Origin of the sequence: Paracraurococcus lichenis, assembly GCF_030657435.1 — a bacterium.
GTDB classification, from domain to species: Bacteria; Pseudomonadota; Alphaproteobacteria; order Acetobacterales; family Acetobacteraceae; genus Paracraurococcus; species Paracraurococcus lichenis.
In genome coordinates, this window is the sequence record NZ_JAUTWS010000006.1 from 46,012 (window position 1) to 61,577 (window position 15,566).

A 15,566-nucleotide genomic window follows, 5' to 3' on the forward strand; every position below is an offset into this window, starting at 1 on the left:
AGATGGCGATGCGTCGACGTGACCTGTTGGCCGGCGCCGCCGCGGCGGCGGCGCTGCCGAGCTTTGCGATCGGCCAGCAAGCGGGCAGCCGCGTGCTCAAATTCGTGCCGCAGGCCAACCTCACCAGCCTGGATCCGATCTGGACCACGGCCAATGTCACGCGCAACCATGCCTGGATGGTCCATGAAGTGCTCTACGCCGTGGACCAGCAATTCCGGCCACAGCCGCAGATGGCGGCCGGCCATGTGATGGAGGAGGACGGGCGCCTCTGCACCATCACCCTGCGGGAGGGGCTGCGCTTCCACGACGGCGAGCCGGTGCGCGGCCTGGACTGCGTCGCCTCGCTCCAGCGCTGGATGAAGCGCAACAGCCTGGGGCAGAAGCTGGCCTCGGTGCTGGAGGAGATCACCGCGCCCGACGACCGCCGCATCCGGCTGCGCCTGCGCCGTCCCTTCCCGCGGCTGCTCGAGGCGTTGGCCACGCCCTCCAACCCCGCCGCCTTCATCATGCCGGAGCGCCTCGCCCGCACCGATGCCTTCCAGCAGGTCCGCGAGGTGGTGGGCAGCGGCCCCTACCGCTTCCTGCCACGCGAATACAACTCCGGCAGCTTCATCGCCTATGAGCGCAACCCGGACTACCGGCCGGTGGAGCAGGGCGAGCCCAGCCTGCTGGCCGGCCCCAAGCACGCGCATTTCGACCGCATCGAGTGGCACATCATCACCGATGCCGCGACCGCCGCCGGCGCGCTGCAGACCGGCGAGATCGACTGGTACGAGCAGCCGCCGCCCGAGATCCAGCAATTGCTGCGACGGAACCGGCAGATCTCGGTGGAGCCGATCGACCGGCTGAAGAATCCCGCGCTGCTGCGCTTCAACCACCTGCATCCGCCCTTCAACGACAAGCGGATGCGCCAGGCCCTGCTGCCGGCGATCAACCAGGTGGATTTCATGCAGGCGATCGTCGGCACCGACCCGTCGCTCTACGAGACCATGGGCATCTTCACCCCCGGCACGCCGCTGGTGACGGATGCGGGGATGGAGGTGCTGACCGGCCCGCGCAGCATCGACCGCGCCAAGGCGATGCTGAAGGAGGCCGGCTACGACAACCAGCTCATCCGCCTGATCGGCCCGACCGACATCCTGGCTCCGGCGGCGCTCACCCAGGTGGCAGGCGACATGTTCCGCCGGCTCGGCGTCAATCTCGATTTCGTCCTGACGGACTGGGGCAGCGTGGTGCAGCGCCGGGCGAGCCGCGAGCCGCTGGACAAGGGCGGCTGGAGCGTCTTCCTGACGGCCTCGGCCAGCTTCGAATATGCCGATCCCGCCAACAACTACCCGCTGCGCGGCAATGGTCTGAACGGCTGGTTCGGCTGGCCGACCATGCCGAGGCTGGAGGAACTGCGCGATGCCTGGTTCGATGCGCCGGACCTCGAGGCGCAGCGCCGCATCGCGCGCGAGATCCAGCTCACCGCGCTCGACGATCTGCCCTATATCCCGGTCGGCGCCTATACCGCCATGACGTCGCTGCGGCGGAACCTGACGGGGCGGGTGCCCGGCTTCGCGCTGTTCTGGAACCTGAGGCGCACATGATCGGACGCCGCGCGCTGCTGGCCGCCGGCGGCGCGGCGCTCGCCGCCCCGGCCCATTCCCAGGCGCAGGCGCGGGTGCTGCGCTTCGTGCCGCAGGCGGATCTCGGCGGGCTCGACCCGATCGCGATCTCCTCCAACGTCATCCGCAACCATGGCTACATGGTCTACGACACGCTCTATGGCGTGGACCACCAGTTCCGGGCGCATCCGCAGATGGCGGCCGGGCATCTGGAGGAGGAGGACGGCCGCAGCGTCACCATCACCCTCCGCGACGGGCTGAAATTCCACGATGGCGAACCGGTCCGCGCGGAGGATTGCGTCGTCTCGCTGCGGCGCTGGATGCGGCGCAGCCCCATGGGCCAGGTGCTGGCGGCGCGCACCGAGGAACTGGCGGCGCTGGACGACCGGCGCTTCCGCTTCCGCCTGACGTCGCGCTTCCCGCTGCTGATCGACGCGCTCGCGGTGCCGTCCAACCCGCAGCCCTTCATCATGCCGGCGCGCATCGCCGCGACCGATGCGTTCCAGCAGATCCGCGACCCGACGGGAAGCGGGCCCTTCCGCTTCGTCCTGTCGGAGTTCCGCCAGGGCGCCCGCGCGGTCTGGGAGCGCAACCCGGACTATGTCCCGAGCCCGGGCGGCGGCAGCGGCCTGACCGCCGGCCCGAAATTGGTGCATTTCGACCGCGTGGAGTGGTCCATCATCCCCGATGCCGGCACCGCCGCGGCAGCGCTGACGGCGGGCGAGATCGACTGGCTGGAGCAGATGCCGGCCGAGATCCAGACGCTGCTCGGCCGCGACCGCCGGCTGCTGCTGGAGCCGATCGACCCGCTGCCGCTGCCCGGGCAGTTCCGCTTCAACCATCGCCAGCCGCCCTTCGACAACCCCGCGATCCGCCGCGCCTTCCTGCATGCCATCAGCCAGGAGGACTTCATGACGGCGATCGTCGGGCCCGACCCGGCGAAATACGAGACGGGCGTCGGCTTCTTCACCCCCGGCAGCCCCTATGCCAGCGACGAGGGACTCGGCCCGCTGAAGGGCCCCCGCAGCATCGAGCGGGCGAGGCAGGCGCTGAAGGAGGCGGGCTACAGGGGCGAGCCGATCCGCCTGCTGGGCACCACCGACATCGTCTCCACCACCGCCCAAGCGCAGGTCGCGGCCGACCTGTTGCGGCGGCTGGAGGTGAATGCCGATATCGTGCTGACGGACTGGGGCACCGTCGCGCAGCGGCGGATGAACAAGGGGCCGCTCGACCAGGGCGGCTGGTCGCTGGCCTGCTTCGCCACCTCGGGCATGGACTTCATCAACCCTGTCACGCACCTCCAGCTTCGCTCGGATGGCGATGCCGCGGCGCCCGGCTGGCCGGACCTGCCGGAGGTCGAGCGGCTGCGCGCGGCCTCGCTGGAGGCGCCGGACCTCGCCGCGCGGCAGGCGATCGCGCGACGGATCCAGGCCGCGGCTATGGAGGGCCTGCCCTATATCCCGACCGGCGCCTACTACTCGATCACCGCCCATCGCCGGACGCTCCTCGACCGGGTGAAGGGCTTCGCCATCTTCTGGGGCATCCGGAGGGCCTGACGCATGCACCGCCGCACCCTGCTGCAGGCCCCGTTGGCCGCGGCGCTCGCCGCGCCTGCCTTCGCGCAAGGCAGTGCCGCGCGCACGCTGCGCGTGGTGCCGCAGGCCAACCTGACCAGCCTCGATCCGGTCTGGACCACCGCCGTCGTCACCCGCAACCACGCCTTCCTGGTCTATGACCAGCTCTGCGCCCAGGATGCCAGCGGCGAGATCCGGCCGCAGATGGTGGAGGGCTGGCGCGAGGAGGAGGATGGCCTCGCCTGGACCTTCACCCTGCGGGAAGGCCTGCGCTTCCACGATGGCGAGCCGGTGCGCGCGGCGGATTGCGTCGCCAGCATCCGGCGCTGGTCGCGCCGCGATCCCTTCGCGCAGGTCCTCTGGCCCTCCGTCGCCGAGGTCACGGCGCTGGACGACCGGCGCTTCCGCATCCGCCTGCACAAGCGCCTGCCGCTGCTGCTGATGGCGCTGGGCCAGACGCAGTTCCCCTGCTTCATCATGCCGGAGCGGATCGCCGGCACCGACGCCTTCCAGCAGGTGCGCGAAGCCATCGGCAGCGGTCCCTTCCGCTTCGTGGCGAACGAATGGAATCCCGGCCAGCGCGCGGTCTGGACCAAGTTCGACGGCTATGTCCCGCGGCAGGAGCCGGTGGACGGCCTCGCCGGCGGCCGCGCGCCGCGCCTCGACCGCGTGGAATGGACCATCATCTCCGATCCCGCGACGGCGGCCAATGCCATGGTCACGGGCGAGCAGGACTATTGGGAATACCCGCTGCACGACCTGCTGCCGCTGCTGCGCCGCAGCCGCGAGGTGGTGGTGGAGCAGCGCCTGCTGGACGGCACCTACGGCATCTGCCGCTTCAACCACCTGCAGCCGCCCTTCGACAATCCCGCCATCCGTCGCGCCTTCGCCATGGCGGTGGATCAGCGCGACTACCTGCGCGCGGTCGCCGGCAACGAGAAGGACGGCTGGGAGGCCTGCGAGGGCGTCTTCACCTGCGGCACGCCGCTGGCGAACGAGGCCGGCAGCGACATCCTGAAGACCCGCAGCGTGGACAAGGCCCGCGCCGCGCTGAAGGAGGCCGGCTATGCCGGCGAGAAGGTGGTGCTGGTCGCGCCCGGCGACTATCCGCAGATCAACGCCCTCTCGCTCGTCACCGCCGACCTGCTGACGCGCATGGGGATGAACCTGGAACTGGTCTCCACCGACTGGGGCACGCTGGTGCAGCGCCGCGTGAGCAAGGAGCCGGTGGAGAAGGGGGGCTGGAGCATCATCCACACCACCTCCTCCGGCCAGTCGCTCTCCCTGCCGGTCTATCACCTCTTCCTGCGCGCGAATGGCGACAATGCCTGGTTCGGCTGGCCGCGCGACGCGGAGATCGAGCGGCTGCGCCAGGCCTGGATCGACGCGCCCGACCTCGCCGGGCAGAAGCGGGTCGCGGAAGCGCTGAACCGCCGCGCCATGGAGGTGCTGCCCTATATCCCGCTCGGCTTCTACTGGCAGCCCTCGGCCTGGCGGCGGACCGTGACCGGCGCCTTCCGCGCGCCGGCGACCGTCTTCTGGAACATCGCCAAGGGTTGAACCGGCGGCCCCGGCGGGGCTAGGGAACCGGTGCGCGGCGGCCGGGACCCGCGGCGCTGCCGGAGAGAAGAACGATGCGCCGCCGCATATTGCTGCAAGCCGCCCCCGCCATGCTCGCCGCCCCGCGGCTGGCCTCGGCCCAGACCAGCGCCCGCACGCTGCGCTTCGTGCCGCAGGGCAACCTGGCGAATATCGATCCGATCTGGACCACCACCGTCATCGCGCGGAACCACGCGCTGATGGTCTACGACACGCTGTTCGGCCTCGGCCACGATTACCAGCCGAGGCCGCAGATGGCGGCGGGGCACGAGGTCTCCTCCGACGGCCTGACGCACACGATCACGCTCCGCCCCGATCTCCGCTTCCATGACGGCGAGCCGGTGCGGGCGCAGGACTGCATCGCCTCCGTCGCGCGCTGGTCGAAGCGCGACGTGCTTGGGCAGCGGCTCAACGCGCTGCTCGAGGAGATGCGGGCGACTGCCGATAACAAGTTCGACATCGTCCTCAAGAAGCCCTGGCCGGGCCTCGCCTGGGCGCTCGGCAAGCCCTCCGCCAATCTCTGCGCCATCATGCCCGAACGTGTCGCGAAGACGGACCCGTTCCAGCAGATCACGGAGTATGTCGGCAGCGGCCCCTTCCGCTTCCGTGCCAGCCAATGGGTGCCCGGCAGCCTCGCCGCCTATGAGCGGAGCGCGCATTACGTCCCGCGCGACGAGCCGGCGGATTTCCTGGCCGGCGGCAAGCAGGTGCATTTCGACCGCGTGGAGTGGCGGATCATGCCCGATGCGGCGACCGCCGCGGCCGCGCTGCAGAACAACGAGGTGGACTGGTGGGAGACGCCGCTGGCCGACCTGCTGCCGCTGCTGCGGAAGAATCGCGACATCGCCGTGGAGGTGGTGAATTCCGCCGGGGCGCTCGGCATGCTGCGCTTCAACCACCTGCACCCGCCCTTCGACAGGCCGGAGATCCGCCGCGCGGTCTTCCCCGCGATCGACCAGAAGAGCTTCATGCAGGCCGCGCTCGGCGAGGATGCGGCGCTGTGGCAGGTGCCGGCCGGTGCCTTCACGCCGGGCACGCCGCTGGCGAATGAGGCGGGGCTGGAGGCGCTGACCGGCCCGCGCGACCTCGATGCCGCGAAGCGCGCGCTGCGCGCGGCGGGCTATGACGGCCGCAAGGTGGTCCTGCTGGTCCCGAGCGACTTCCCGACGCTGAACGCCATGGCGGAGGTCGCGGCCGATACGCTGAAAAGGATCGGCTTCAATGTCGATGCGCAGGTGATGGACTGGGGCACGCTGGTGCAGCGCCGCGCGAAGAAGGAGCCGCCGGAGCAGGGCGGCTGGAACATCTTCGTCACGACCTGGGAAGGGCTCGACGTCTCCGTCCCCGGCAGCCATCAACCTCTGCGCGGCAACGGCACCGAGGGCTGGTTCGGTTGGGCGAGCAGCCCGCGGCGGGAGGCGCTGCGCGAGGCTTGGTTCGAGGCGCCCGACCAGGCGGCCGAGAAGCGCATCGCCGAGCAGATGCAGGCCCTGGTCTGGGAGGAGGCGCCCTTCGTCCCGCTCGGCCTGCTGCGGCCGCCCATGGCCTATCGCCGCAGCCTGACCGGCATCGTCACCGGCGGCCCGGCGGTGTTCTGGAGCGTCCGCCGCGGCTGATGCCGCAGCGCGGCATGGATGGCATGCCGCGTGCAAGTCCTGGCATCGAGTTCGGGCCAGCCCTCGCCCGGTCGCGGCCCGCCCCTTGGCCTCCCTTCGGGGGTGCTGGCGCGCTGCCCAAGGCTGAGGCAGGCTGGCACGAAACCGGGCGCGTAGGAGGCGCCCGGGGGGATGCTGGGAGAGACGAGGGATGCATCGCAGGACGTTCCTGAAGGCCGGCGCCGCGGCCGGTGGCCTGGCCCTGTGCGGTGGGCTGCCGGCGCCGGCGCTCTCCCAGGGCGCCGCCGCGCGCACGCTGCGCTTCGTGCCGCAGGCCAATCTGGCGAATTTCGACCCGATCTGGGGCACGCAATACGTCGTCCGCAATGCCGCCGTGATGGTGTGGGACACGCTCTACGGCTTCGACGAGCAGCTTCGCCCGCAGCGCCAGATGGCGGAGTCCGAGGAGGTCTCGGCCGATGGCCTGACCTGGACCTTCCGCCTGCGGCCGGGCCTGAAATTCCATGACGGCAGCCCGGTTCTGGCCAAGGACTGCGTCGCCAGCCTGACCCGCTGGTCCGCGCGCGATTCCATGGGCCTGATGCTGAAGGCGCTGCAGCAGGACCTGGTCGCGGTCGATGACCGGACCTTCCGCTGGGTGCTGAAGAAGCCCTTCCCGAAGATGCTGATGGCGCTGGGCAAGAACTCCACGCCCATGGCCTTCATCATGCCGGAGCGGATCGCCAAGACCGATCCCTTCCAGCAGATCAACGAATACATCGGCTCCGGCCCCATGCGCTTCAAGCGCGACGAATGGGTGCCGGGCGCCAAGGCGGTGTTCGAGCGCTTCGCCGACTACCAGCCGCGGCAGGAGCCGGCGAGCTGGCTCGCTGGCGGGAAGCGCATGCTGGTCGAGCGCATCGAGTGGCTCGTCATGCCCGATCCCGCCACGGCCTCCGCCGCGCTGCAGAACGGCGAGGTGGACTGGTGGGAGAATCCCATCACCGACCTCGTCCCGACGCTCAAGCGCAACCGCAACATCCGCGTCGACATCGCCGATCCGCTGGGCAATATCGGCACCTTCCGGATGAACCATACCACCACGCCCTTCAACACCCTGAAGGCACGGCAGGCGGTCCTGGCGGCGCTGAGCCAGGAGGACTACATGCGCGCCCTGGTGGGCGACGACAACAATCTCTGGAAGACGCTCGGCGGCTACTTCACCCCCGGCACGCCCCTCTATACCGAAGAGGGCGGCGAGATGCTGAAGGGCCCGCCGAAGATGGACCTTGCGAAGCGCCTGCTGGCCGAGAGCGGCTACAAGGGCGAGCCGGTGCCCTGCATCGTCGCCCAGGACCAGCCGATCACCAAGGCGCAGGGCGACGTCACCGCCGACCTGCTGAAGCGCATCGGCTTCAACGTGGATTTCGTGGCGACCGACTGGGGCACCACCGGCCAGCGCCGCGCCATGAAGAACCCGGTGGGGCAGGGCGGCTGGAGCATGTTCCACTCCTGGCATGCCGGCGCCGACTGCATCAACCCGGCCGTCTACATCGCCATCCGCGGCAATGGCGAGAAGGCCTGGTTCGGCTGGCCCGACATCCCGGCGGTCGAGACCGAGGTGGCGAACTGGTTCGACGCCCCGAATCTTGAGGCCGAGAAGGCCGCCATCGCGCGGCTGAACAAGGCTGCGGTCGAGAACGTGCTCTATGTCCCGACCGGCTTCTTCCTGACCTACCAGGCCTGGCGTTCGAACGTCTCGGGCATCGCCAAGGGCCCCTTCCCGGTGCCCTGGGGGGTGAGCAAGGCGTGACGCAGGCGGGGAACTGACACGATGTTCGCCTATATCATCCGCCGCGTGCTGGCCACCATCCCGGTGATGGCGCTGGTCGCGCTCTTCGTCTTCTCATTGCTCTACATCGCGCCGGGCGACCCGGCGGCGGTGATCGCCGGCGACCAGGCGACGCCGCAGGATGTCGAGCGCATCCGCGCCTCGCTCGGCCTCGACCGGCCCTATCTCGTGCGCTTCGGCGCCTGGGTCTGGGGCATCCTCAACGGCGACATGGGCACCTCGATCTTCACCAACCTGCCGGTCACCACCATGATCGCGCAGCGGATCGAGCCGACGCTGTCGCTGATGATCCTGACCCTGCTGCTCGCCGTCGGCATCGCCGTGCCGATGGGCGTGCTGGCGGCCTGGAAGCAGGGCACCATCATCGACCGCGCGGTCATGGCCTTCGCGGTGCTCGGCTTCTCCGTGCCGGTCTTCGTCGTCGGCTACCTGCTGGCCTATGTCTTCGCGCTCGAGCTCGACTGGCTGCCGGTGCAGGGCTACACCGCCTTCAGCAACGGCTTCTTCCCGTGGATCGAGAACCTGATCCTGCCGGCGATCGCCCTCGGCGGCGTCTATATCGCGCTCATCGCCCGCATCACCCGCGCGACCATGCTCGAGGTGCTGCAGCAGGACTACATCCGCACCGCGCGCGCCAAGGGGGCGGGGCAGACCAGCATCCTGTTCCTGCACGCGCTGAAGAACGCCGCCGTGCCGATCGTGACCGTCATCGGCATCGGCATCGCCCTGCTGATCGGCGGCGCCGTGGTGACGGAGAGCGTCTTCGCCATCCCCGGCCTCGGCCGGCTGACCGTCGATGCGATCCTGCGGCGGGACTACCCGGTCATCCAGGGCGTCGTGCTGCTGTTCAGCTTCGTCTATGTGCTGGTCAATCTGCTGATCGACCTCGCCTATACCCTCTTCGACCCGAGGATCCGGTACTGATGGCCTCCGCGACCGTCCTCTCCCCGCCCGCCGCCACGCAACAGGACGTCGCGGCCGCCACGCCGATGCCCGACGTGATGCCGCCGGTGAGGCCGCGGAAGGGCCTCCTCGGCTTCATCCGCCGGCATCCGACCATGGCGATCGGCGCCTTCCTGCTGCTGCTGATGGTGCTGGTCGCCATCTTCGCGCCGCTGCTCTGGACCGTCGATCCGACGGCGCTGGCGCCGGCGCGGCGGACGCGCGAGCCCTCGGCGATGTACTGGTTCGGCACCGACATGCTGGGCCGGGACGTCTATTCGCGCGTGCTGTACGGCGCCCGCGTCTCGCTCATCGTCGGCTTCTCGGTGGCGATCCTCGCCTCCGTCGTCGGCCTCGCGATCGGCATGGTCGCGGGCTATATCCGGATGGCTGATGCCATCATCATGCGGGTGATGGATGGGCTGATGTCCATCCCGCCGATCCTGCTGGCCATCGCGCTGATGGCGCTGACCCGCGGCTCCGTGCAGAACGTCATCATCGCCATCACCATCGCCGAGATCCCGCGCGTCTCGCGCCTCGTGCGCGGCGTGGTGCTGTCGCTGCGGGAGCAGCCCTATGTGGAAGCCGCGGTCGCCGCGGGCACGCGCACGCCGGCCATCATCTGGCGGCACATCCTGCCCAATACCCTGGCGCCCATCACCGTGCAGGCGACCTATATCTGCGCCGCGGCGATGATCACGGAAGCCATCCTCTCCTTCATCGGCGCCGGCACGCCGCCCATCATCCCCTCCTGGGGGAACATCATGGCGGAGGGCAGGGCGCTCTGGCAGGTCAAGCCCTACATCGTCTTCTTCCCCGCCGTCTTCCTGTCCATCACCGTCCTCGCCGTGAACCTGCTCGGCGACGGCCTGCGCGACGCGCTCGACCCGCGCATGGCGAAGAGGATCTGACGCATGCCCCCGCTTCTCGAGGTCGAGAACCTGCAGACGCATTTCCGCACGCCGGACGGGATCAACCGCGCCGTCGACGGTGTCTCCTTCCACGTCAATGCCGGCGAGACGGTGGCGATCGTCGGCGAATCGGGGTGCGGCAAGTCCGTCACCTCCATGTCCATCCTGCGGCTGATCCCGGAGCCGCCCGGCAAGATCGCCGGTTCCATCCGCTTCCAGGGTCGGGACCTGCTGAAGCTCTCGGACCGCGAGATGCGCGACATCCGCGGCAACGAGATCAGCATGATCTTCCAGGAGCCGATGACCTCGCTGAACCCGGTGCTGACGGTCGGGCGGCAGATCGGCGAGACGCTGCGGCTGCACCAGGGCCTCTCGGCGAAGCAGGCCGAGGACAAGGCGGTGGAGATGCTGACCCTGGTCGGCATTCCGGAGCCGCGGCGCCGCGTGCGGGAATACCCGCACCAGCTCTCGGGCGGCATGCGGCAACGCGTGATGATCGCCATCGCGCTGGCCTGCAACCCGAAGTTGCTGATCGCCGACGAGCCGACCACGGCGCTCGACGTCACCATCCAGGCGCAGATCCTGGAGCTGATGCGCGACCTGAAGCGCACGGTCGGCGCCGCCATCGTGCTGATTACCCACGATCTCGGCGTGGTGGCGGAGGTCGCGGAGCGCGTCATCGTCATGTATGCCGGCAAGAAGGTCGAGGAAGCCGCGGTCGGCCCGCTCTTCAACGACCCCAAGCACCCCTATACCCAGGGCCTGCTCGGCTCCATGCCGAAGCTCGGCTCCTCCCTGCACGGAGAGGAGACGCGGCTGGCGGAGATCCCGGGCCTCGTCCCCAGTCTCAAGCAGAAGATCCCGGGCTGCGTCTTCGCCGGCCGCTGCCCGCACGCGACCGATCTCTGCCGCCAAGTGGCGCCGGCGCTGGAGGCGAAGGCGCCCGGCCATGTGGCGGCCTGCCACTACGCCGTGAAGGAAGAGGCGATCGCGGCATGAGCGCAGCCATTCTCGAGGTCAACGAGCTCAAGAAGCACTTCCCGCTGAAGGGCGGGCTGCTCGGCTCGACCACCGGCTATGTCTATGCGGTGGACGGCGTCTCCTTCTCCATCGCCAAGGGCGAGACGCTGTCGCTGGTCGGCGAATCCGGCTGCGGCAAGTCCACGGTCGGCAAGGCGATTCTCCGCCTCTTCGACATCACCTCGGGGCAGGTGGTGCTGGACGGCAAGCGGATCGACGACCTCTCCACCACGGCGCTGCGGCCGATGCGCCGGCGGGTGCAGGTGGTCTTCCAGGATCCCTTCAGCTCGCTCAACCCGCGCATGAAGGTGCGCGACATCCTGGCCGAGCCTATCCGCAATTTCGGCTTGGCGAAGGATTCGAAGGACCTGGAGGCGCGGGTCGCCAAGCTCATGGACACCGTGCGCCTGCCGCGCGACGCGGTGAACCGCTGGCCGCATGAGTTCTCCGGCGGCCAGCGGCAGCGCATCGGCATCGCCCGCGCGCTGGCGGCGGAGCCGGACCTGATCGTCTGCGACGAGGCGGTCTCGGCCCTCGACGTCTCGGTCAAGGCGCAGATCGTGAACCTGCTGCAGGACCTGCAGCAGGAGCTCGGCCTCGCGCTGCTCTTCATCAGCCACGACCTCGCCATCGTCGAGCACATGACGCATCGCGTCGCGGTGATGTATCTCGGCAAGATCGTCGAGGTGGCGCCGAAGCGCAGCCTCTTCGCCGCGCCGAAGCATCCCTATACGGAAGCGCTGCTCTCCGCCGTGCCGGTGCCCATGCCGGGCAAGCAGCGGGAGCGGATCATCCTGACGGGCGACGTGCCGAGCCCGATCAACCCGCCGAAGGGCTGCCGCTTCCACACCCGCTGCCCTTATGCCTTCGACCGCTGCCGGGTGGAGGAGCCGAAGCTGGCGCAGGTGCCGACCGCCCTCGTCTCCGGGCATGTCGCGGCCTGCCACCTGCACGACCGGCCGGAGGCGGAGAATCCGCTGGCCGTCGCCAAGGGCGCGGCGCTGGTCGCCGCCTGACGGCTCCCCCGCGCCAGCCCGGCGCGGGGCGCTGCAGCCCCGCACATGCCTGTGAGGCGACCGTGCCGCCGCGGTGCGGCGCCGGGCCTGCGGCCCGACGCGACAATGCCTGCCCGGCTGCGCGGGGGCACTCCGCTGTGACCGGTTCGGGCGCCGCAGGATGCGCCGTCAGCGTCGGTGGCCGGCCCGTTCCGGCTGCCGCCGGGCTTCCGTTGCGGCCACGCCGTCCCCCGCCTTTGGTCCAATGCTTCTTTCGTCCAAGGGGTTACGCGCCAGTGCTTGACGGAAGCCGGGGGCGAGGCGACCTTTGCCCCCGAAACGCGGCCGTCCGGCCGCAGCCACCGGGGGAGACGCGGTATGCCGCAGGTTACACTGACCGTGAACGGGACCACCCACACGGTTGAGGTCGAAGGCCGCACGCTGCTGGTGGAACTCCTGCGCGAGAAGCTGCGCCTGACGGGCACGCATGTCGGCTGCGACACCAGCCAGTGCGGCGCCTGCGTGGTGCATGTGAACGGCGACAGCGTGAAGTCCTGCACCATGCTCGCCCTGCAGGCCAATGGCGCGCAGGTGACGACGATCGAGGGCCTGGCGAAGCAGGACGGCACGCTGCACCCGATGCAGGAAGCCTTCCGCGAATATCATGCGCTGCAGTGCGGCTTCTGCACGCCGGGCATGGTGATGTCGGCGATCGACCTGGTGCAGAAGCATCCCGCCGGCCTCTCCGAGAAGGAGATCCGCGAGGGGCTGGAAGGCAATCTCTGCCGCTGCACCGGCTACCACAACATCGTCAAGGCGATCGCCGCGGCGCAGGACGTGATGCACGGCCGCCGCGCGGAACTGGCGCCCGCCGCCGAGTAATCCCTGGCCGGGCGCGTCACGCGGCGCGCCCCGCCCGACATCAGCATGGATCAGGGAAGGCTCGGGGCCGAGCGGATCTGCCGCCCCGGCAGGGCCGACCTATGCCTGGGAGGCGTTGCAATGAATGTGGTGACACCCTTCGAGGGCATCGGTGCGAGCGTGAGGCGCAAGGAGGACCTGCGCTTCCTCTCCGGCCGCGGCCAGTACACGGACGACATCAACCGTCCGGGCCAGACCTATGCCACTATCCTGCGCTCGCCGCATGCGCATGCGCGGATCAGGGGCATCGACCTCGCCGCAGCCCGATCCATGCCGGGCGTCATCGCCATCTTCACCGGCGAGGACATGCAGGGCATCGGCGGGCTGCCCTGCGGCTGGCAGATCCACAACAAGGACGGCTCGCCGATGGCCGAGCCACCGCATCCCGTGCTCGCCCAGGGCAAGGTCCGGCATGTCGGCGATTCGGTCGCCGTCGTCATCGCCGGGACGCGCGCCCAGGCGCGCGATGCGGCCGAGGCGATCGAGGTGGACTACGACGTCCTGCCGGCCGTCGCCTCGACGGAGGCCGCCATCGCCGCGGGCGCCCCGGTGGTGCATGACGGCGTCGCCGGCAATCTCTGCTACGACTGGCATATCGGCGACCCCGCGGTGAATGCGGCCGCCTTCCAGAACGCCCACAAGGTCGTCGAGTTCGAGCTGGTCAACAACCGCCTCGTCCCCAATGCCATGGAGCCGCGCGCGGCCATCGGCGACTACGACCCGACGACGGGCGAGTACACGCTCTACACCACCAGCCAGAACCCGCACGTCATCCGCCTGCTGATGGGCGCCTTCGTGCTGCAGCTTCCCGAGCACAAGCTGCGCGTCGTCGCCCCGGATGTCGGCGGCGGCTTTGGGTCCAAGATCTTCCATTATGCCGAGGAGGCGATCGTCACCTGGGCGGCCGGGAAGATCGCCCGACCCATCAAGTGGACCGCCGACCGGACGGAGAGCTTCGTCACCGACGCGCATGGCCGCGACCACGTGACCAAGGCGAAGCTGGCGCTCGACAAGGACGGCAGGTTCCTGGCGCTGCACGTGCGGACGCTGGCGAACATGGGCGCCTATCTCTCGACCTTCGCCACCTCCGTCCCGACCTATCTCTACGCCACGCTGCTGGCCGGCGTGTACACCACGCCCACCATCTATGCCGAGGTGAAGGCGGTCTTCACCAATACCACGCCGGTGGACGCCTATCGCGGCGCCGGCCGGCCGGAGGCGACCTTCCTGCTCGAGCGGCTGGTGGATGTCGCGGCGCGCGAGATGGGCATGGACCGCGTCGAGATCCGCCGCCGCAACTTCATCCCCGCCGACGCCTTCCCCTACCAGACGCCGGTCGCACTGCAATACGACAGCGGCGACTACCAGGCGACGCTGGAGATGGGCCTGAAGTCGGCGGGCTGGGAGAGCTTCGAGCAGCGCCGCGCCGAGGCCAAGGCGCGCGGCCGGCTGCGCGGCATCGGCATCTCGACCTATGTCGAGGCCTGCGGCATCGCGCCTTCCGCCACCGTCGGCGCGCTCGGCGCCCGCGCCGGCCTCTATGAGGTGGGCACGATCCGCGTCCACCCGACGGGCAGCGTCACGGTGCTGACCGGCACGCATAGCCACGGCCAGGGGCACGAGACCACCTTCGCCCAGTTGATCGCCGACCGGCTCGGCGTGCCGATGGCGCAGGTGGACATCGTCCATGGCGACACCGCGAAGATCCCCTTCGGCATGGGCACCTATGGCTCCCGCAGCCTGCCGGTGGGCGGTACCGCCATCGTCAAGGCCATGGACAAGATCGTCACCAAGGCGCGCAAGATCGCGGCGCACCTGATGGAGGCCTCGGTCGAGGACGTCGAGTTCGATCGCGGCACCTTCCGCGTCGCTGGCACCGACCGGACCAAGAGCTGGGGCGAGGTCTGCCTGACCGCCTATGTCCCGCACAACTACCCGATCGAGGAGCTCGAGCCGGGCCTCGAGGAGACCGCCTTCTACGACCCGAAGAACTTCACCTACCCCGGCGGCTGCCATATCTGCGAGGTCGAGATCGACCCCGACACCGGCCATGTCGATGTGGTGAACTTCACCGCGGTCGACGATGTCGGGCGCGTGATCAACCCGATGATCGTGGAGGGCCAGGTGCAGGGCGGCGTCTGCCAGGGCATCGGCCAGGCGCTGCTGGAGACGGCGGTCTATGACGAGAGCGGCCAGCTCCTCTCGGCCAGCTTCATGGACTACCAGATGCCGCGGGCGAACGACCTGCCCCCGGTCAGCGTCGCCACCCACACCACGCTCTGCACCCACAACCCGCTCGGGGTGAAGGGCTGCGGCGAGGTCGGCGCCATCGGCTCCCCGCCCGCCGTCATCAATGCGGTGGTGGATGCGCTGAAGGATTACGGGGTGCGCCATATCGAAATGCCGGCGACGCCGGCCAAGATCTGGAACATCATCCACGGCAGCCATAAGCTGGCCGCCGAGTAAGGGACCGGCTGGCCGGTCGCCGGAGGGCCCCGGGGGTGATTCCCCCCCCGGCGGTCCGGAGGCGCGAACCGGCCGGCAAACGAC

General features: G+C 69.7%; 11 protein-coding genes. All 11 read left to right on the plus strand.

The features are described from left to right. Window positions 1-8: 8 nt before the first annotated feature. The 11 genes from Q7A36_RS07835 to Q7A36_RS07885 all read left to right on the plus strand — a co-directional run bounded on the left by Q7A36_RS07835 (window position 9) and on the right by Q7A36_RS07885 (window position 15,482). Window positions 9-1,589, plus strand: coding sequence for an ABC transporter substrate-binding protein (locus Q7A36_RS07835; RefSeq protein WP_305103119.1), 1,581 nt, complete (start codon window positions 9-11; stop codon window positions 1,587-1,589). Further along, window positions 1,586-3,163 carry an ABC transporter substrate-binding protein gene (locus tag Q7A36_RS07840; protein ID WP_305103120.1) on the plus strand — a complete coding sequence of 526 codons (1,578 nt, stop codon included), beginning with the start codon at window positions 1,586-1,588 and terminating at the stop codon, window positions 3,161-3,163. The genes Q7A36_RS07835 and Q7A36_RS07840 overlap by 4 nt, the downstream gene beginning before the upstream one ends. Window positions 3,164-3,166: 3 nt before the next feature. Beyond that, window positions 3,167-4,741 carry an ABC transporter substrate-binding protein gene (locus Q7A36_RS07845; RefSeq protein WP_305103121.1) on the plus strand — a complete coding sequence of 525 codons (1,575 nt, stop codon included), beginning with the start codon at window positions 3,167-3,169 and terminating at the stop codon, window positions 4,739-4,741. A 74-nt stretch (window positions 4,742-4,815) separates the two neighbouring features. Next, a complete protein-coding gene (locus Q7A36_RS07850) occupies window positions 4,816-6,396 on the plus strand; it encodes an ABC transporter substrate-binding protein (protein ID WP_305103122.1) in 1,581 nt (526 codons plus the stop codon). 190 nt (window positions 6,397-6,586) lie between these two features. Beyond that, window positions 6,587-8,188, plus strand: coding sequence for an ABC transporter substrate-binding protein (locus Q7A36_RS07855; RefSeq protein ID WP_305103123.1), 1,602 nt, complete (start codon window positions 6,587-6,589; stop codon window positions 8,186-8,188). A gap of 21 nt (window positions 8,189-8,209) precedes the next feature. Continuing rightward, entirely contained in the window at window positions 8,210-9,151 is a 942-nt protein-coding gene (locus Q7A36_RS07860; protein ID WP_305103124.1) for an ABC transporter permease, read from the plus strand. Then, window positions 9,151-10,080, plus strand: a complete 930-nt coding sequence (locus Q7A36_RS07865) for an ABC transporter permease (RefSeq protein ID WP_305103125.1) — start codon at window positions 9,151-9,153, stop codon at window positions 10,078-10,080. The genes Q7A36_RS07860 and Q7A36_RS07865 overlap by 1 nt, the downstream gene beginning before the upstream one ends. A gap of 3 nt (window positions 10,081-10,083) precedes the next feature. Beyond that, a complete protein-coding gene (locus Q7A36_RS07870) occupies window positions 10,084-11,079 on the plus strand; it encodes an ABC transporter ATP-binding protein (RefSeq protein WP_305103126.1) in 996 nt (331 codons plus the stop codon). Next, window positions 11,076-12,116 carry an ABC transporter ATP-binding protein gene (locus tag Q7A36_RS07875; protein ID WP_305103127.1) on the plus strand — a complete coding sequence of 347 codons (1,041 nt, stop codon included), beginning with the start codon at window positions 11,076-11,078 and terminating at the stop codon, window positions 12,114-12,116. The genes Q7A36_RS07870 and Q7A36_RS07875 overlap by 4 nt, the downstream gene beginning before the upstream one ends. 357 nt (window positions 12,117-12,473) lie before the next feature. After that, window positions 12,474-12,977, plus strand: a complete 504-nt coding sequence (locus tag Q7A36_RS07880; RefSeq protein WP_305103128.1) for a (2Fe-2S)-binding protein — start codon at window positions 12,474-12,476, stop codon at window positions 12,975-12,977. A 120-nt stretch (window positions 12,978-13,097) separates the two neighbouring features. Continuing rightward, entirely contained in the window at window positions 13,098-15,482 is a 2,385-nt protein-coding gene (locus Q7A36_RS07885; RefSeq protein WP_305103129.1) for a xanthine dehydrogenase family protein molybdopterin-binding subunit, read from the plus strand. Window positions 15,483-15,566: the final 84 nt, after the last annotated feature.